15 protein-coding genes and 1 pseudogene are annotated in these 16,728 nt (G+C 74.0%); 6 read left to right on the forward strand and 10 right to left on the reverse strand.

The genetic code is table 11. From position 1 onward, the window contains the following. Positions 1 to 60: 60 nt before the first annotated feature. The 3 genes from ACFVHO_RS35440 to ACFVHO_RS35450 form a co-directional block, all read right to left on the reverse strand. Positions 61 to 435 (reverse strand): RNA polymerase-binding protein RbpA, encoded by a 375-nt coding sequence (locus ACFVHO_RS35440; RefSeq protein WP_030360404.1) that lies wholly within the window; start codon positions 433 to 435, stop codon positions 61 to 63. Positions 436 to 953: 518 nt separating this feature from the next. Then, on the reverse strand, positions 954 to 1,721 hold the full coding sequence (locus tag ACFVHO_RS35445) for a glycerophosphodiester phosphodiesterase (protein ID WP_385724053.1): 768 nt from the start codon (positions 1,719 to 1,721) through the stop codon (positions 954 to 956). Next, complete coding sequence (locus ACFVHO_RS35450; RefSeq protein ID WP_385724056.1) at positions 1,718 to 2,407, reverse strand: YitT family protein; 690 nt, start codon at positions 2,405 to 2,407, stop codon at positions 1,718 to 1,720. Before ACFVHO_RS35450 ends, ACFVHO_RS35445 begins: the two co-directional genes overlap by 4 nt. Before the next feature lie 97 nt (positions 2,408 to 2,504). Between ACFVHO_RS35450 and ACFVHO_RS35455 the strand changes: the two genes are divergently transcribed. After that, the gene (locus ACFVHO_RS35455) at positions 2,505 to 4,010 is read left to right on the forward strand and encodes a PLP-dependent aminotransferase family protein (RefSeq protein WP_385724058.1); all 1,506 of its coding nucleotides are present in this window, start codon (positions 2,505 to 2,507) and stop codon (positions 4,008 to 4,010) included. A gap of 21 nt (positions 4,011 to 4,031) precedes the next feature. Here ACFVHO_RS35455 and ACFVHO_RS35460 read toward each other — a convergent pair whose 3' ends face one another. Both ACFVHO_RS35460 and ACFVHO_RS35465 read right to left on the reverse strand, forming a co-directional pair. Next, positions 4,032 to 5,603, reverse strand: a complete 1,572-nt coding sequence (locus tag ACFVHO_RS35460; protein ID WP_385724061.1) for a hypothetical protein — start codon at positions 5,601 to 5,603, stop codon at positions 4,032 to 4,034. Positions 5,604 to 5,649: 46 nt separating this feature from the next. Further along, on the reverse strand, positions 5,650 to 5,844 hold the full coding sequence (locus tag ACFVHO_RS35465) for a hypothetical protein (RefSeq protein ID WP_030360399.1): 195 nt from the start codon (positions 5,842 to 5,844) through the stop codon (positions 5,650 to 5,652). A 350-nt stretch (positions 5,845 to 6,194) separates the two neighbouring features. Between ACFVHO_RS35465 and ACFVHO_RS35470 the strand changes: the two genes are divergently transcribed. The 5 genes and pseudogenes from ACFVHO_RS35470 (at position 6,195) to ACFVHO_RS35490 (ending at position 12,193) form a co-directional block, all read left to right on the forward strand. After that, positions 6,195 to 6,614, forward strand: a complete 420-nt coding sequence (locus ACFVHO_RS35470) for an ankyrin repeat domain-containing protein (protein WP_385724064.1) — start codon at positions 6,195 to 6,197, stop codon at positions 6,612 to 6,614. 299 nt (positions 6,615 to 6,913) lie between these two features. Further along, the gene (locus ACFVHO_RS35475; RefSeq protein WP_385724067.1) at positions 6,914 to 8,332 is read left to right on the forward strand and encodes a HEAT repeat domain-containing protein; all 1,419 of its coding nucleotides are present in this window, start codon (positions 6,914 to 6,916) and stop codon (positions 8,330 to 8,332) included. Positions 8,333 to 8,634: 302 nt separating this feature from the next. Then, complete coding sequence (locus tag ACFVHO_RS35480; protein ID WP_385724070.1) at positions 8,635 to 9,753, forward strand: glycosyltransferase family 4 protein; 1,119 nt, start codon at positions 8,635 to 8,637, stop codon at positions 9,751 to 9,753. Between the two features lie 14 nt (positions 9,754 to 9,767). Then, positions 9,768 to 10,937: pseudogene (locus ACFVHO_RS35485) on the forward strand (glycosyltransferase); the annotation flags it as partial. Positions 10,938 to 11,335: 398 nt separating this feature from the next. Further along, a complete protein-coding gene (locus tag ACFVHO_RS35490; RefSeq protein WP_385724073.1) occupies positions 11,336 to 12,193 on the forward strand; it encodes an SGNH/GDSL hydrolase family protein in 858 nt (285 codons plus the stop codon). Positions 12,194 to 12,201: 8 nt separating this feature from the next. Here ACFVHO_RS35490 and ACFVHO_RS35495 read toward each other — a convergent pair whose 3' ends face one another. The 5 genes from ACFVHO_RS35495 to ACFVHO_RS35515 form a co-directional block, all read right to left on the reverse strand. Next, on the reverse strand, positions 12,202 to 13,089 hold the full coding sequence (locus tag ACFVHO_RS35495; protein WP_385724075.1) for a biotin-dependent carboxyltransferase family protein: 888 nt from the start codon (positions 13,087 to 13,089) through the stop codon (positions 12,202 to 12,204). After that, on the reverse strand, positions 13,086 to 13,709 hold the full coding sequence (locus ACFVHO_RS35500; protein ID WP_385724142.1) for an allophanate hydrolase subunit 1: 624 nt from the start codon (positions 13,707 to 13,709) through the stop codon (positions 13,086 to 13,088). Before ACFVHO_RS35500 ends, ACFVHO_RS35495 begins: the two co-directional genes overlap by 4 nt. A 74-nt stretch (positions 13,710 to 13,783) precedes the next feature. Next, positions 13,784 to 14,548 (reverse strand): LamB/YcsF family protein, encoded by a 765-nt coding sequence (locus ACFVHO_RS35505; RefSeq protein WP_385724078.1) that lies wholly within the window; start codon positions 14,546 to 14,548, stop codon positions 13,784 to 13,786. A 35-nt stretch (positions 14,549 to 14,583) separates the two neighbouring features. Further along, entirely contained in the window at positions 14,584 to 15,351 is a 768-nt protein-coding gene (locus ACFVHO_RS35510) for a putative hydro-lyase (protein ID WP_385724144.1), read from the reverse strand. Between the two features lie 26 nt (positions 15,352 to 15,377). Then, on the reverse strand, positions 15,378 to 16,679 hold the full coding sequence (locus ACFVHO_RS35515) for an MFS transporter (protein ID WP_385724080.1): 1,302 nt from the start codon (positions 16,677 to 16,679) through the stop codon (positions 15,378 to 15,380). Between the last annotated feature and the right edge of the window lie 49 nt (positions 16,680 to 16,728).

Here is a 16,728-nt window from a genome sequence, read left to right on the forward strand (position 1 = left end):
GGCCCGCTGCCGAAGCAGCGGGCCCGCCCTCGTCGTTACTCCGCTCCGCGGTCCGCGCGCTTACGCGGACTTGCGGCTGTCACGCGGATGCACCGCAATATTCATCGCACCGGACCTGAGAACCGCCAGGCGCTCCTCAAGGACCTCCTCGAGCTCTTCTCGAGTACGGCGCTCCATGAGCATGTCCCAGTGCGTACGCGCGGGCTTGCCCTTCTTCTCCTCAGGTCCGTCGCCGTCCACGAGAAGTGCCTGGGCCCCGCAGACCTTGCACTCCCACTCGGGCGGGATCTCCGCCTCCACCGAGAACGGCATCTCGAAACGATGTCCGTTCTGGCATGCGTACTCCACGGCCTGGCGCGGAGCCAGGTCGATGCCGCGGTCGGTCTCGTAGCTGGTCACCACGAGGCGCGTGCCGCGAAGAGCTCGCTCACTCATGAATCGTGCCTCCCGGGCTTGTCGCCCACAGGACAGGTGTCGCTGTCGTCGTCATCCGGTCAACGTCCGGTCGGCGGTAAAGATTCCCGTTCAGGGTCATGCGTCGCCGTCGTATGCCGCCCCTTGTTGTACCCACCAGCGCCCGGTTTGTCACATCTGGCAGCAGATGTCACCCAGCGTTTCTGAATCCTCAGCGCGCAGTAACGGTCCGCCTGGCAGGCCAAACGCGTACACTACCGGCCTTCGCCGCTCGTTGCTAAATCCGGTCGGGCCCGGAATGGCCCGTGGCGCGCCCCGCACGCCGTACCGGAACCCGCGCGAGCGGCCCGCGGGCGAGCGCGAAGAGGGCTGCGAGCGATCGGATCGCGCCCCGGTCCGACCCTGTGAGCTGGTACGTCAGTCAGAACGGCGGTGGCCCGAGCCACGCCGCGCCCCGGTCGCCGATCTCGTACGCGGAAGCACTGGGCTGCTTTTACGTCACTTTCCTCGCGGGGCCCGTCGGGGCCTGTCGGCACCCGTCAGGTCCACGTGCCCCGGTCCTTGAGCACCTCGCGCAGCAGCTCGATGTCGTCCGTCATGATGCCGTCGACGCCCAGGTCGAGCAGGGCGTGCATCCGGTCGGCGTCGTTGATCGTCCACACGTGGACCTGGAGCCCGCGCGCGTGGGCGGTGCGTACGAAGCGGTGGTCGACCACCCGGACGCCCGACTGCGCCTCCGGCACCTGGGCGCACACCGCCGAGACGCGCGGTGTCGTCGGCACCCCCAGGGAGCGCAGCCGCAGCCCGAGGACGCCGCGCGTGCCGAACGACGTGGCGAGGCGCGGTCCCGCCAGGCGCTGGGCGCGCGCGACGCGGCCCTCCGAGAAGGAGCCGACGCACACCCGGTCCCAGGTGCGGGTGCGCTCGATCAGTTCCAGGAGCGGGAGGAGGGCGGACTCCGCTTTGACGTCCACGTTCCAGCGGACGTCAGGGAACGCCGCCAGCATCTCCTCGAAGAGGGGGACCGGCTCGCTGCCCGCCACGCGCGCCTGGCTCACCTCGCTCCAGGGGAGGTCCGCGATCCGGCCCGACGCGTCCGTGACCCGGTCGAGCGTCGCGTCGTGGAACGCGGCGAGCCTGCCGTCCGACGTGGCGTGCACATCGGTCTCGATGTAGCGGTAGCCCGCGTCCACGGCGCGCCGGAAGGCGGCCGCGGTGTTCTCCAGGCCGTCGGCCGCGCCGCCGCGGTGCGCGAAGGCGAGCGGGCCGGGGTGGTCGAGGTAGGGGTGGCGTACGCGCGTGGTCACCGTCGCAGTATCGCTTGCTCCGATGGCTCTCCGGAGGCCACGACGCGGCCCGCGGTGGACGCGGGGACGGCGAAGAAGCGCAGGAAGAACTGGGCGAGCGGGCCGATGCACAGGGCGTAGAGGACCGTGCCCACGCCCACGGTGCCGCCGAGCACGAAGCCGGTGACGACGACCGCCACCTCCACCAGCGTCCGCATCAGGCGGATCGAGCGGCCGGTGCGCTCGTTGAGGCCCGTCATCAGGCCGTCGCGCGGTCCGGGACCGAACTTGGCCGCGATGTAGAGGCCCGTCGCCACGCCGTTGAGCACGATGCCCGCCACCAGGAGCGGAATGCGGATGCCCAGGGCGTGCGCGTCCGGTACGAGGGCCAGGGTGCCGTCCATCGCCAGGCCGACGACGAAGACGTTCGACACCGTCCCGAGGCCCGGGCGCTGGCGCAGCGGGATCCACAGGAGCAGCACGGCGGCGCCCACGAAGATCGACACGACGCCGATCGACATCCCGGTGCGTTCGGCGATGCCCTGGTGCAGCACGTTCCACGGCTCCAGGCCGAGGCCCGAGCGCACCAGGAGCGCGGAGCTGGCGCCGTACAGGGCCAGACCGGCGTACAGCTGGCACAGCCGCCGCGTGAGGTGGCGCCCGCCGTGTGTTCCCGTAGTGGGCCGACCTGATTTCGCCCTGGACAAGAGAAGCCCCCGTGGTGGTAGTGGCCTGACGCATGACACTCTGTGGCTTGGTGGCGGACGCCAACCATGGCCAATTCGACGAAGGTGGACTGGGATCATGCCTCAGTGGACATCAGCGGTGGGCTCGACCCAGCTCGCCCGGCTGCTCACCTCCCAGCAGGCGCGCCCCGCAGGACCGGGCACCCGCCGCCCGCCCGCCTACCGCGCCCTGGCCGACGGTATCCGCCTCCTCGTCCTGGAGGGACGCGTTCCCGTGGCGGCCCGCCTGCCCGCCGAGCGCGAGCTGGCCGTCGCGCTCGCCGTCAGCCGTACGACCGTCGCCGCCGCCTACGAGGCGCTGCGCACCGAGGGCTTCCTGGAGTCTCGCAGGGGAGCGGGCAGCTGGACCGCGGTCCCGGCCGGGAACCCGCTGCCCGCGCGCGGCCTCGAACCGCTGCCCCCCGAAGCGCTCGGCTCCATGATCGACCTCGGCTGCGCGGCCCTGCCCGCGCCCGAGCCCTGGCTCACCCGCTCCGTGCAGGGCGCCCTGGAGGAACTCCCGCCCTACGCCCACACCCACGGCGACTACCCGGCCGGACTGCCCGCCCTGCGCGCGATGCTCGCCGAGCGCTACACCGCGCGTGGCATACCGACCATGCCGGAACAGATCATGGTCACCACCGGCGCCATGGGGGCCATCGACGCGATCTGTCACCTCTTCGCGGGCCGCGGCGAGCGCATCGCCGTGGAGTCGCCCAGCTACGCCAACATCCTCCAGCTGATGCGCGAGGCGGGCGCGCGCCTGGTGCCGGTGGCGATGGCCGAGGGCCTCGGCGGCTGGGACATGGACCGCTGGCGCCAGGTCCTGCGCGACGCCGCGCCCCGGCTCGCGTACGTCGTCGCGGACTTCCACAACCCGACCGGCGCGCTCGCCGACGAGGACCAGCGCCGTCGCCTGGTCGACGCCGCCCGGCACGCGGGCACCGTGCTCGTCGTCGACGAGACCATGAGCGAACTGCGCCTCGACGACGGACTCGACATGCCGCGCCCCGTCTGCGGATTCGACCCCTCGGGCTCCACCGTCATCACCGTCGGCTCGGCGAGCAAGGCCTTCTGGGCGGGCATGCGCATCGGCTGGGTGCGCGCTGCACCCGACGTGATCCGCAGCCTGGTCGCCGCGCGCGCCTACGCCGACCTCGGCACCCCCGTCCTGGAGCAGCTGGCCCTCAACTGGCTGCTCAGCACCGGGGGCTGGCAGCAGGCCGTGGACGTGCGCAGGGAGCAGGCCCGCGACAACCGCGACGCCCTGGTCGCCGCCGTGCGCCGCGAGTTGCCCGGCTGGGAGTTCGAAGTGCCGCACGGCGGCCTCACGTTGTGGGTGCGCACCGGCGGTCTCTCCGGCTCGCGCATCGCCGAGGTCGGCGAACGCGTGGGCGTGCGGGTGCCTTCGGGCCCCCGCTTCGGCGTGGACGGCGCCTTCGAAGGCTATGTGCGGCTGCCGTTCACCGTGGGCGGGGCGGTCGCCGAGGAGGCGGCGGTGCGGCTCGCCGCGGCCGCCCGCCTGGTGGAGTCGGGGACGGGCGCGGGAGCCGGGGCGGAGGGGCCGCACACGTTCGTGGCGTGAGGCCCCCTCCGTCCGGTGCGCTCAGCCCTCGGCGACCGCAGGGGCCAGCGCCGCGTCCGCCGGGGTCGTGCGGGCCGGGAGCAGGTCGAGGACGGCCCGCCGGTGCGCGTCGCTCGTGGCGTCGTCGTACGGGTCGGGGGTCGCGGGGACCTGGAGGCGGTGCACGGGACCGGTGCCGAGGCGGGCGTAGCCGCGGCCGGGCGGCATGTCCGCCGTGGGGGTCGTGTGCGGCCGCGCGCCCAGGACCTCCTCGACCTGGCCGGGCGTGGCCGGACCGAGCACCACGCGCGCGCGGGTGTGCTGGCACACGGCGTCGGTGAGGGCGTCCGCGCTGTCGAGCTGGTCGGCCACGACGACGGTGACGCCCGCGGCGCGCCCGTGCCGCAGCGGCACCTGGAGCAGTGTCTGCGGATCGCGGTGGCCGTCGGCGGCGGCCAGGTGGCCGAGCGTGCTGGGGCGGTCGAGGAGGATCCACAGGGGCCGTTTGATGTCGTCCGGCGGGGCGTGGCCCGCCTGCCGGGCCCGGTTCGCGGCGATGAGCCGCCGCTCCGTCTCGTGCGCCGCCCACTCCAGGCTGGCGAGCGCCCCGGCGAGCCCGCACTCGACGGCGAGGACGCCGTCGCGCCCCGTCAGGCACGCGAAGTCGCCGGTGCCGCTGCCCTCGATGATGACGACGTCGCCGTACTGGAGCGCCTGCAGGGCCACCGAGCGCAGGAGCGTGGTGGTGCCGCTGCCGGGGTGGCCGAGGACCAGCAGATGGGGCTCGGTGGAGCGGCCGCCGGTGCGCCACACGACGGGTGGTACGTCGCGCTGCTCGTCGCCGTCCGCCACGGGCAGGGTGCGCTGCACGGCGGACGGGTCGGTGAAGCCGAGGACGGTCTCGCCGGGGGCGGTGACGAAGCGCTGGGCGGCGATGTCGGTGGGCAGCGGCGGCAGCACGGTCACGGTGAGGGTGTTGCCCTCCTCGTCCCACGTGAAGTGGTACTCCCGGCCGCGCCCCGACTTGGCGTGCAGCAACTGCTCGATGCGCGCGCGGGATTCGGCCTCGCCGTCGGTGAAGTACGCGGGATAGCGCAGCACCAGATGGGAGACGCGGCCGTCGTCGTCGAACGTGTAGTCGCTGAAGGCCTTGTCCCACTCACCGCCGTGCGCGAACAGCGGGCTCGGGTCGTCGGGGACGGAGAAGTACGGCACGAGTGCTTCGTAGAGCGATTGCAACCGCTGGACCTGGGCGTCGTCCGGGCCGGAGGGGGCCGGCGCGGTGCGCTCACGGCCGGTCCAGGCCGCGGCCGCCATCAGGCTGATGGCGGCGAGCAGCGGACCGTAGGGGATGAGCGCCACGACGAGGACCACGGAGGCCACCAGGAACAGAAGGGGGCCCCGACGGTCCTTGGGGGTCTCGGACCACTTGCGCCGCCCGGCTCCGGCGAGGCGGCGCAGCCCGCGTGTGATCGTGATCAGCGGGTGGAGGACGTCGGTGGCACTGTCGGCGGCCGACCGGGCGAGTTCGCGACTGCGCGCGATGTGCTCCCGGCTCCGGGCGATCTGGGCGGTGCCGTTGCTCAGGATGCGGGGGAGAGGGCGCCGAGCCACGTCGTTCTCCTGGGGGTGGTGGTGAGCGGTGAACCGTCGGAAACCGTCAGAACTTGATGCCGCCGAGCAGGCTCGCGAGGCTCGCGCCGCCGGCCTTGATGCTCGGGGCGATAGCGGTGCCCGCGAGGTAGAAGCCGAAGAGCGCGCACACCAGCGCGTGGGAGGCCTTCAGTCCGTCTTTGCGGAAGAAGAGGAAGACGATGACTCCGAGCAGCACGACGCCTGAGATGGACAGGATCATGAGGTTTCTCCTGGTCGATGGGGACAGTCACCATGAGTTCTTCCAGGCTCACAGCATGTATCCATACGATAAAGGGTGCAAATGGGGTAAATTTCCGATATTTACCTCGAACGGCGGCGGCCTGATGGGCCGACTGTGCACGTCGGAGGCGGTTTCGGAGCGAGGGTCGGGGTGGGGGGTCGTCACCCGACGTGATCTTTGCCGTGGACGCGGTCGGTCATGTGCCGTGACGGGCAGTACCCTGTCGATTCACTCGTACGGCTGCACGGCTGGGTCACCGGGAACGATCCGGGCCGGCCGCGCATTCGTTTCGGCCCAGTGCACGCGGAACACGAAAGGCGATCATCACTGTGAGCGATGAAGTCTCCGACACGGGGGGCGCGGCAGCCCCCGACCCGGAGGTCGTTGCCCTCGCGGGCAAGATCTTCGACCTTGCCCGGGCCGGTGACACCGACGCGCTCGCCGCGTACGTCGACGCGGGCGTGTCCGCGAACCTCACCAACGACAGCGGCGACTCGCTCGTCATGCTCGCCGCCTACCACGGCCACGCGGCGACCGTACGGGCCCTGATCGAGCGCGGCGCGGACCCGGGACGCGTCAACGACAAGGGCCAGACGCCGCTCGCGGGCGCCGTCTTCAAGGGCTCCGACGACGTGATCAGGGCGCTGCTCGACGGGGGTGCCGATCCGGCCGCGGGCACGCCGTCGGCGATCGACACCGCGCGCATGTTCGACAAGACCGAACTGCTCGCACTGTTCGGCGCCGCCTGAGCGGGTAGGCGGTCCGGCAGCACGGGGGCGCCGGAAATGTGGTCGCGGCGGGCAGAACCGCTGGGTCATCATGACGACGTGATTCACGGACGCGACGTCGGGGCAGGTGTTGCCGCAGCGCGCGGACCGTGAGCGGCCCGACCCCGGACATGGCGTCCGGGACCCTCCGGGTCACCGACGAGAGGCAGAGGAAGATGGTCTTCAGCAAGCAAGAGACGTGGGGCGGCCCGACGTGTTGGCGCGCGGCCAGGTAGTGCGGATTCCCGGTTGCGTCGACGCTTGATGTGAGGCTGTTTCCCATGTTCGAACCGGTCATAGCGCCCAGCGGTACGCTGCTCGGCCTGCTGCAGCGGGGCCGCGGCGACGGCACCCTGCACGCACTCACCGCCCCTCGGTCCGAGGCGCTCTCCGCCCTTGACCACTGTGTGCTGCACGACCCGCGGCACGACTGGCAGGTGGAGAACCGCTCGCTGTACTACGCGCGGCTCTACCTCGATCTGAACGGCGGGCTCGGCGCGATCCAGCGCCATCTCTTCGACCCCGACGACACGCACGACCCGGACGACTCACGCACCGGGCTCGCGCTGTCCGTCCTCGGCCACCTCGCCTCGTACGACAGGCTGGACGCCCTGCGCCTGCTGCGCAGCTACGCCGAGTACGGGGCGAACTGGGCCTGGGCCCTGGACGAGCTGGCCCTGCGCGACGACGACGCGGGCCTGCGCGCCCTCGCCGTCCCCGTGCTGTCCCGCTTCGCCACCGATGCCGAGGGCGAGGCCGCGCTGACCGAGGCCGTGCGCGACGCCTTCGAGCCCCGGCCCTGGCGGCTGTGGGCGGAGGATCCGCGGCCCGAGATCGGCGGCCGCGTGCGCGCCGCCGCCGAGCGGGGCTCCTTCGACCGCTGGCAGCGCCAGCTCGCCCCCGCGGGCCCGCGCCCCGGCTGGAGCGTGCGGGCCGTGCTCGCCTGGGCCCAGGAAGGACTGGAGCGCGGCGCCGCACTGCATGTGCCGGCCGCCCGCTGCCTGACCGCCGTCGCCGGGCCCGAGGACCGCGCCGAGATCCTCGAGGCCGCCCGCCACGGCGCGGACGCCGAACGCGGCACGGCCCTCTGCTACCTGGCCGACGCCAACGATCCCGGCGTCCTCGACCTCCTGGAGGAAGCCGCCCAGAGCCCGTCGCGCGCCGTCGTCGACATCGCGGCCGAGACGTTCGAGCGGATGCGCTCCGTCGCCGCCGTCGAACGGGCCCGGCAGTGGGCCGGGCGCCCCGACGCGCTCGGCGCGGCCGCCGGCCGCGTGCTCGCCTGCAGAGGCGGCGCCCAGGACAGCCAGCTGGTGCTCGCCGCGCTGCGCGAGGCGGTGCGCGGCGAAGGCCCGGACGCGCCGACCCTGTGGCCGCTCGTCGACGGCGCGGGCCGCCTCGGCATCGGCTGCGCGGCGCCCGTCCTGCGCCATGTCTACCGCGAGACCGCCTCCTCCCACCTCCGGGGCCGCGCCGCCCGCGCCCTCGCCGCCACCGACCCCTCCTTCGCCGCGGGCTTCGCCGTCGAGTGCCTGTGGGACTGCGAGGAGTCCACCCGCGAAGTCGCCGCCCGCCACGCCGAGACCGGCGACGCCCGCGTGGTCAACCGCCTCCGCAGACTCGCCGCGGATCCCGCCGAGGAGGACGACGTGCAGTCGGCGGTACGGAGCCGGATCGGGCCGGACGCGCCCGCTGTGTGAGCCTCTTGGGGCGGCGGGGGCGCGGGGCTGTGCTGGTCCGGTTATCGGTCGGTGCTGTGCCGGTGTTCCGACAGGGCTGTGCCGGTGCCCGGGTGGTTCCGGGCGGCTCTGTGCGCGGCTCCCCCCCCAGTGAGGGGGAAGGCCCCCGCCCCGAAGGCCCAGCCCACCGCCCCCGCCCAGTGCGTAACGCCCCGCCTGCGGCGAAATGGCCGGATCCCGTGGAGCGCAACGCTCATGGGACGTTCCTCGTCAGGAAAGATCCACGTTGACGTGGGCACGCCCCGTCTGACGACAACACGGGTATGCGTGTCGTCATCGTCACCGAATCCTTCCCGCCCGACATCAACGGCGTGTCGCACTGCGCCCTGCAGACCGCCCGGCAGCTCGTCGCGCGCGGTCACGAGCCCCTCGTCGTCGCCCCCGCCACCGCGGCGGGCGCCGACCCTCTGTCCCCGTGCCCCGTCGTACGCGTACCCTCCCTGCCCCTCCCCGGATATCCGCAGGTCAGGGTCGCGTTGCCGAGTCGAAGGCTGGCGGCGGCGCTGAGCGAGCACCAAGCCGACCTGGTCCACCTGGCCAGCCCGTTCGTGCTCGGCGCGCGCGGCATGGCCGCGGCGACCCGCAAGCACCTGCCCACCGTCGCGGTCTACCAGACCGACCTCGGGGGCTACGCGCGGACGTACATGGGCCGGGGCGAGGCCACCGCGTGGCGGCGCATCCGCGCGGTGCACGCCGCCGCCGACCGCACCCTCGCGCCCTCCACCGCCGCCCTCGGCGACCTGGTCGCGCACGGCGTGCCCCGGGTACGGATGTGGCCGCGCGGCGTGGACACCGCACGCTTCCGGCCGTCGCTGCGCGACCCCGCCCTGCGGCGCGAACTCGCCCCCGACGGCGAACTCATCATCGGCTACGTAGGGCGGCTCGCCCCCGAGAAGCACGTCGAACTCCTGGCGCAGGTGTGCGGCCTCGACGGCGTCCGGGTCGTCGTCGTGGGCGACGGGCCGAGCGCAGGCACCCTGCGCACGGCGCTGCCCGGGGCCACGCTGCTCGGCCGCCGCACCGGCGACGAACTCGCCCGGATCTTCGCCTCCTTGGACGTCTTCGTGCACACCGGGCCCCTGGAGACGTTCTGCCAGACCGTGCAGGAGGCCATGGCCAGCGGCGTTCCCGTCATCGCGCCCGCCGTGGGCGGCCCCCTCGACCTGGTGGTCCCCGGGAGGACCGGGATCCTCGTCCCGCCCGGCGACGCCGCCGCCGTGCGGGACGCGGTGTGGGTCATGGCCGCCGACCCGGCGCTGCGGGCCGCCTACGGGGCCGCCGGGCGCGCTGCCGTCGAGGGGCGGACCTGGGACGCCATCGGGGACCAGCTCATCGCGCACTACGAAGAAGTCCTCGCCGAACGCACGGCGGTGGCGGCATGACCGCGGCCCTCGGCATGAACCCCCTCGGCACGGCACGCGCCGCGCGCACCGCCGGGCCGCTGCGCATCGTGCGCCTCGCCAACTTCGTCACGCCCTCGTCGGGCGGCCTGCGCACCGCCCTGCGGGAACTGGGCCGCGGCTACCTGGCGGCAGGCCACGACCCCGTACTGATCGTCCCCGGAGAGCGCGCCGACACCGTCCGCACGGAGCAGGGACTCGTCATCACCGTGCCCGGACCCGAGTTGCCCGGCACCGGCGGCTACCGCGTCATCGCCGACCAGAGGCGCCTCACCCGCCTCCTGGAACGCCTCGCCCCCGACCGCCTCGAGGTCTCCGACCGCACCTCCCTGCGCTGGACCGGCGAGTGGGCGCGCCGCGCCCGCGTCCCGGCCGTGATGGTCTCCCACGAGGCGGCGGACGCCGTGATGCGTACGTGGGGGCTGCCGCCTGGCCTGGCGCGCCGCGCGGCCGACGCGCTCAACACCCGTACCGCGCACGCCTACGCGCGCGTGGTGTGCACCACGGCCTGGGCGGAGCGTGAGTTCGTACGCATCGGGGCGGGAAACGTCGTCCGCGCGCCCCTGGGCGTCGATCTGGCGGACCGCCACCCGGGGCTGCGGGACCGGCGGACACGGGACCGCCACGCGCGCGGGGACGACGTCGTGCTCCTGGTGCTGTGCTCCCGCCTCTCCGTGGAGAAGCGGCCCGGCATGGCGCTCGACACCCTGGAGACGCTGCGCGGGCGTGGCGTACCGGCCGTGCTCGTCGTCGCGGGCGACGGTCCGCTGCGTCCCCGGCTCGAACGGCAGGCCAGGGAGCGGCGCCTTCCGGTGACGTTCCTCGGCCATGTCGCGGACCGCGCCGCGCTCGGCGCCCTCCAGGCCACGGCCGACGTCTGCCTGGCCCCGGGCCCCTGCGAGACCTTCGGCCTGGCCGCGCTCGAAGCCCTCGCCTGCGGCACCCCGGTCGTGGCCAGCGCCTCGTCCGCGCTGCCGGAGATCGTGGGCGGCGCGGGGGCGGCCGCCGCCGACACGCCCCGCACGTTCGCCCACGCGGTACGCGCGGTCCTCGAACGCCCGGAGCACATCCGACGGGCGATGGCACGCGCGCGTGCGGAGTGCTTCGGGTGGGACGCGGCGGTGGGGGCGTTCTTGGCGGCGCATGGGGCTGAACCGGGGGAGGGGGCGGTTGCTGGTGGGGGTGCGCTGACTGTCAGGGACGGGGCGGCTGGTCGGGGGGCGATCACTGTCGGGGACGGGGTGGTTGTGGGGGATGGGGTGGCTGTCGGGAACGGGGTGGTTGTGAGGAACGGTGTGGTTGTGGGGAACGGGGCGGCTGTTGGGAACAGGGCGGCTGTGGGGAACGGGGCAGCTGTGGGGAACGGCGTGGCCGTGGGGGATGGGGCGGCTGTGGGGGACGGCGCGGGTGCGTCCGTCAGCCACGGGTCCGGTTCCGACTCCGGGCGGGGCGGGGCGCGGGTGGCGGCCGCCGCGGACGAGGGCGCGGCACCCGTCGGGGACGGGGTTCGGGCGCTGCGTCTCGTGGCGGGGCCCGGTGCCGGGCCGGACGGGAGCGGTGGCGGATGAGCCCGGTGACGTTCGTGGCGCTCGGGGACTCGCTCACGCAGGGCGTGGGGGACCCCGTGGACGGCGCGTGGCGGGGCTGGGCGGCGCTGCTCGCCGCGGGCCTCGGGACGCCCGGACGGCCCGTGGAATTCCACAACCTGGCCGTCAGCGGCGCGCAGACCTGCGACGTGCACGGCCGCCAGACGCCCCGGGCGGTGGCCCTGCGGCCCGACATCGCGTCCGTCGTCGTCGGCGTCAACGACACCCTGCGCTGCACCTTCGACATCCGTGCCGTCGCCGTCCGCCTCGACGAGGTGTACGGCGCCCTCACGGCGGCAGGCGCGGTGCTGCTCACCGCCTGCATGCCCGACCCCGGCGCCATGCTGGGCCTGCCCGGCGCGCTCGGCCGCCCGCTGGCCCGGCGGCAGCGCGCGGTCAACGCCGTCGTGCACGCCCTGTCCGAACGCCACGGCGCCGTCCACCTGCACGCCGCCGACGAGGAGTGGGTCGCCGACCGCGCCCTGTGGAGCGCGGACCGGCTGCACCCCGGAGAGCGCGGGCACCGGGTGTTCGCCGCCCGCTTCCACGCGCTGCTCGCCGCCGAGGGCCTGGCACCAGGATCCGCCCCCGCCGTCGACCCCGAACTGCCGCCGCCCGCCCCGTCGGCGAGCCTGCTGTGGCTGGCCACGGCCGGTACCGGCTGGATCGCCCGGCGCTGCACCGACCTGCTGCCGCAACTGCTCGGCCTCGCCGTGGAGGAGGTGCGGCACCAGGTGCGGGGCACGAGCGGTGGGCTCGACGTCCGGGACGCGCACGCCGCGGCGGCGGCACTCGCGGGGCTCGGGGCCGCCGAGCACCAGGTGGAGGCGGCGTAGCCCGCACCTCATCCGCGGCGCGCCCCCGGCCAGCCCCCCACCCCCACGAACCGCACCACCGTCCCCGGCACCGCCTGCGCCGCCGCCGCGAGGTCGCCTTCCCTGACGACACCCACGACCGGGTAGCCGCCCGTCGTCGGATGGTCGGCGAGGAACACCACGGGCCTGCCGTCCGGCGGCACCTGGATCGCGCCCAGGACCATGCCCTCACTGGGCAGTTCGCCGCGGACCGCACGCTCCAGGGGCGGCCCGTCGGTGCGCAGGCCGATGCGGTTGCTCGCCGAGGACACGCGGTACGCGCGCGTGGTGAGCGTGCGCAGGGCGGTGGCCGTGAACCAGTCGGTACGAGGTCCCGGCGTCACCCGCAGGACCAGCTCGCGCGGCGGCCCGGGCTGCGGAACGGTGTCCACGCGCGCGTGGGCGACGGGTGCGGCACCCAGCGGCAGCACCGCGCCGTCCGTCAGCGGGGGCGGGCCGAGCCCGGACAGCAGGTCGGTGGAGCGGCTGCCGAGGACCGGCTCGACGGCCACGCCGCCACCTAGGGCGACGTAACCGCGTACTCCGGAGACAGCGGGCCCCACCTCCAGGAGAGCATCGGCGGGCACCCGCACCGGTGTGCCCCAGGCCACCGCGCGCCCGTCGACCGTCACCCGGCAGGGCGCACCGCCGACGGCGACCGTGACGTCGCAACGGGGCCGCAGCGCGCAGCCGTTGAGGGTGGTCTCCAGGACGGCCGCCGCGACCGGATTGCCGACGAGACGGTTCACCAGGGCGGCGGCGGGCCGGTCCAGGGCTCCGGAGCGCGGCACCCCGAGGTGGGCGTGCCCGGGACGGCCCTCGTCCTGCACCGTGGTGAGCGCCCCGGCCCGTACGACCGCGAAGGCCCGGTCGGTCATCGGCCCTCCGGCACGAAGCGGACCCGCGCGCCCGGCGACAGGAGCGCCGCAGGTACGCGCGCGTGGTCCCACAGCACGGCGTCCGTCGACCCGATCAACTGCCAGCCGCCGGGCGAGGAGCGCGGGTACACGCCCGTGTACGGCCCGGCGAGGCCGACGGAGCCCGCGGGCACCGCCGTGCGCGGCGTCGCCCTGCGGGGAACGTCGGGCACCCCGTCGAGGCCCGTCAGATACCCGAACCCGGGCGCGAACCCGCAGAAGGCGACGCGGAATTCGGCCGCCGCGTGGATCCGCGCCACGTCCCGCACCGGCACGTCCCACAGCGCCGCGACGTCCGCCAGGTCAGGGCCGTCGTACCGCACCGGGATCTCCAGGACGTCGTCCGCGCGCGCGGGCAGCGGGGGGATCTCCCAGGTGGGCAGGCGCGCGGCGAGCCGGAGCGGGGTGTCGGGTCCGTCGAGGCCGTCCAGGAGCACCGTGCGGGCCGCGGGCACGATCTCGCGTACGACGAGGTCTCCGGCCGCGCGGCGGCGCAGCAGCTCGGCGTGCAGGGCCGCGGCGGCCGTTCCGTCGGCGAGTTCGACGAGCAGCGCGCGCTCGCCCATGGGCAGGACCTTCATGGGCGGCGTCGACGGCGGGTTCGGTGCTGTCGGCGTCGGCAGGGACGCCGGTGGTGCTGCCGTCGGGCGGGTGCTCATGCGAACGCCTCCACCCGCACGCCCGCCGCTTCGAGGCGCGCCCTGACCTCTCGTGCGAGCTCCACCGCCCCGGGGGTGTCGCCGTGCAGGCACAGCGAGCGCGCCCGGACGTCGACGCGCCGCCCGCCGTGCGAGGTGACGGTGCCGAACCGGGCGATGCCGAGGGACCGTTCGACGACGGCGTCGGCCTCAGTGATGACGGCGCCGTCGGTGCCGCGCGGCACGAGGGTGGCCTCGTCGGTGTACGCCCGGTCCGCGAACGCCTCCGTGACGACCGGGAGTCCGGCCTTCTCCGCCGCCTCCAGGAAACGTGATCCGGGAAGGCCGAGGACGGGCAGCCCGGCGTCGGCGAGGAGCACACCGTCCACGACGGCGGACGCCTGCTCCATGTCGTGCACCACGCGGTTGTACAGCGCGCCGTGCGGCTTCACGTACGCCACACCGGCGCCCGCCGCGCGCGCGAACACCTCCAGGGCGCCGATCTGGTACGCCACTTCCGCCGCGAGCTCGGCGGCCGGCACGTCCATCGCGCGCCGCCCGAACCCCGCCAGATCGCGGTACGACACCTGGGCGCCGATCCGCACCCCCCGCTCCGCCGCGCGCTCGCACACGCGCCGCATGGTGGCCGCGTCGCCCGCGTGGAAGCCGCAGGCCACATTGGCGCTGGTGACGACGGACAGCAACTCCTCGTCGTCGGTGAGCCGCCACCGCCCGAAGCCCTCGCCGAGGTCGGCGTTGAGGTCGATCGAGGCCCAGGTCATGTGCGTATCGCTCCCGTGGATTCGTGTGGAGTCGGTCAGGCGACGCGGTACTGCTCGTCGCGCGCGTCGGTGATGAACATCCGGCCCGGCGCGTGCATGATCGCGAACGGCGGCCGCGACGCCATCACGGCCGCCTGCGGTGTCACCCCGCACGCCCAGAACACCGGGATGTCGTCCGGCTCGGCGTCCACCGGATCGCCGAAGTCGGGCTCGGCGAGGTCGGCGATGCCGAGTCCGGCCGGGTCGCCGCAGTGGACCGGCGCGCCGTGCACCGCGGGCAGCACGGATGTCTCCCGGATGGCCGTGGCCAGGTCGCCGGGCGGCACCGGGCGCATGGACACCACCAGGGGGCCGCGCAGCCGCCCCGCCGCACGGCACTGGCGGTCGGTGACGTACATGGCGACATTGCGGCCCTGCGCGACGTGCCGCAGCGGCACGCCGGCCGCCGCGAGCGACCACTCGAAGGTGAAGCTGCAGCCGATGAGGAACGACACCAGGTCGCCGCGCCAGTGCCCGAGGACGTCGGTGGGTTCGTCGACCAGCTCGCCGTCCTCCCACACGCGGTAGCGCGGCAGATCGGTGCGCAGATCGGCCCCCGGGGCCAGCGGCGTGGACCAGGAACCCGCGTCGGTCACGTCGAGGACCGGACAGGGCTTCGGGTTCCGCTGGCAGAACAGGAGCATCTCGTACGCCCAGTCGGCGGGGACGGACACCAGGTTCGCCTGGGTGCGTCCGGGCGCCCAGCCGGCCGTTGGCGCGCTGTGGCCCGCACGGAACGCCGAGCGCGCCTCTTCGGGGCCCATGGTCTCGGGACGCACGGCTTCAAGGCTCACAGCAGTTCCCTTCCACGCGTCTCGGGCAGCCCGAGCAGGGCGATCACGGCGAGCGCGTAACCGAACGCTCCGAAGATGAGCGCTCCGCCGACGCCCCAGCTGTCCGCGAGGAACCCGACGGTCGTGGGGAACACGGCGCCCACCGCGCGGCCGGTGTTGTACGTGAAGCCCTGCCCCGTGCCGCGCACGGCGGCCGGGTACAGCTCGCTCAGGAAGGAGCCGAAGCCGCTGAAGATCGCGGACATGCAGAAGCCCAGGGGGAAACCGAGCACCAGGAGAAGGCCGTTGGCGTCGTCCGGGATGTTCGTGTAGGCGGCGATGCTGGCCGCGGACAGGAACGCGAACAGCGTGATGTTGCGCTTGCGGCCCAGCTTGTCGGTGAGGTAGCCGCCCGTCAGATAGCCGATGAAGGCACCGGAGATCAGGAACGTCAGGTACCCGCCCGTGCCGACGACCGTGAGCCCGCGGTCCTCCTTGAGGTACGTGGGCACCCATGTGGCCAGCGTGTAGTAGCCGCCCTGGACGCCGGTGGACAGCAGCACCGCGAACAGGGTGATGCGCAGCAGCCCCGGCTTGAAGATCGCCGTGAACGAGCCCTTCTCCGTGCTCTGTTCGCGCTGGGCCGCCGCTTCGGGGGCGTCGTGCACATTGCGGCGTACGTAGATCACCAGCAGTGCGGGCAGCGCCCCGGTGAAGAACATGACGCGCCAGGCGATGTCGTCGTCCATGAACTGGAAGACCAGGGTGTAGACGATCGCGGCGAGCCCCCAGCCGACGGCCCAGGAGCTCTGGATCGCGCCGAGCGTACGGCCGCGGTTCTTGGCGGTCGCGTACTCGGCGACCAGGATCGCGCCCACCGCCCACTCGCCGCCGAAACCGAGCCCCTGGAGGGCGCGGAAGACCAGCAGCGTCTCGTAGTTGGGCGCGAAGCCGCAGGCCACGGTGAACACCGCGTACGTGATCACGGTGATCATCAGGGCCTTCACCCGGCCGATGCGGTCCGCGACGACGCCCGCGACGGCGCCGCCCACCGCGGAGACGACCAGCGTGACGGTCGTGAACAGACCGGTCTGGCCGCTGTTCAGGCCGAAGTAGGCCGAGAGCGCGACCATGCTGAGCGGCAGCGTGAAGTAGTCGTAGGAGTCGAGCGCGTACCCGCCGAAGGCGCCGGCGAAGGCGCGGCGGCCGCGCGGGCCGAGCGCGCGCAGCCAGCCGAACGCGCCGTCGTCGTCGGGTGGTTGGGTCCCGCGTGGCTGGTCGTCCAGCTCTATGGCGGAGGGCGGGGGAGTCGTGCTCATGGGCACCTCACAGAGGAGTCGGCGGGGCTGGAGGGTGCTTCTGAGGAGC

This window comes from Streptomyces sp. NPDC127108 (assembly GCF_042677545.1).
In the GTDB taxonomy this organism is placed as follows: Bacteria; Actinomycetota; Actinomycetes; order Streptomycetales; family Streptomycetaceae; genus Streptomyces.

Excerpts from the sequence above, each read along its gene's own strand:
- ACFVHO_RS35440 (WP_030360404.1), bottom strand. The coding sequence starts at position 435 with ATGAGTGAGCGAGCTCTTCGCGGCACGCGCCTCGTGGTGACCAGCTAC.
- ACFVHO_RS35455 (WP_385724058.1), top strand. The coding sequence starts at position 2,505 with ATGCCTCAGTGGACATCAGCGGTGGGCTCGACCCAGCTCGCCCGGCTG.
- ACFVHO_RS35465 (WP_030360399.1), bottom strand. The coding sequence starts at position 5,844 with ATGATCCTGTCCATCTCAGGCGTCGTGCTGCTCGGAGTCATCGTCTTC.
- ACFVHO_RS35475 (WP_385724067.1), top strand. The coding sequence starts at position 6,914 with ATGTTCGAACCGGTCATAGCGCCCAGCGGTACGCTGCTCGGCCTGCTG.
- ACFVHO_RS35480 (WP_385724070.1), top strand. The coding sequence starts at position 8,635 with ATGCGTGTCGTCATCGTCACCGAATCCTTCCCGCCCGACATCAACGGC.
- ACFVHO_RS35490 (WP_385724073.1), top strand. The coding sequence starts at position 11,336 with ATGAGCCCGGTGACGTTCGTGGCGCTCGGGGACTCGCTCACGCAGGGC.
- ACFVHO_RS35495 (WP_385724075.1), bottom strand. The coding sequence starts at position 13,089 with ATGACCGACCGGGCCTTCGCGGTCGTACGGGCCGGGGCGCTCACCACG.
- ACFVHO_RS35500 (WP_385724142.1), bottom strand. The coding sequence starts at position 13,709 with ATGAAGGTCCTGCCCATGGGCGAGCGCGCGCTGCTCGTCGAACTCGCC.
- ACFVHO_RS35505 (WP_385724078.1), bottom strand. The coding sequence starts at position 14,548 with ATGACCTGGGCCTCGATCGACCTCAACGCCGACCTCGGCGAGGGCTTC.
- ACFVHO_RS35510 (WP_385724144.1), bottom strand. The coding sequence starts at position 15,351 with ATGGGCCCCGAAGAGGCGCGCTCGGCGTTCCGTGCGGGCCACAGCGCG.
- ACFVHO_RS35515 (WP_385724080.1), bottom strand. The coding sequence starts at position 16,679 with ATGAGCACGACTCCCCCGCCCTCCGCCATAGAGCTGGACGACCAGCCA.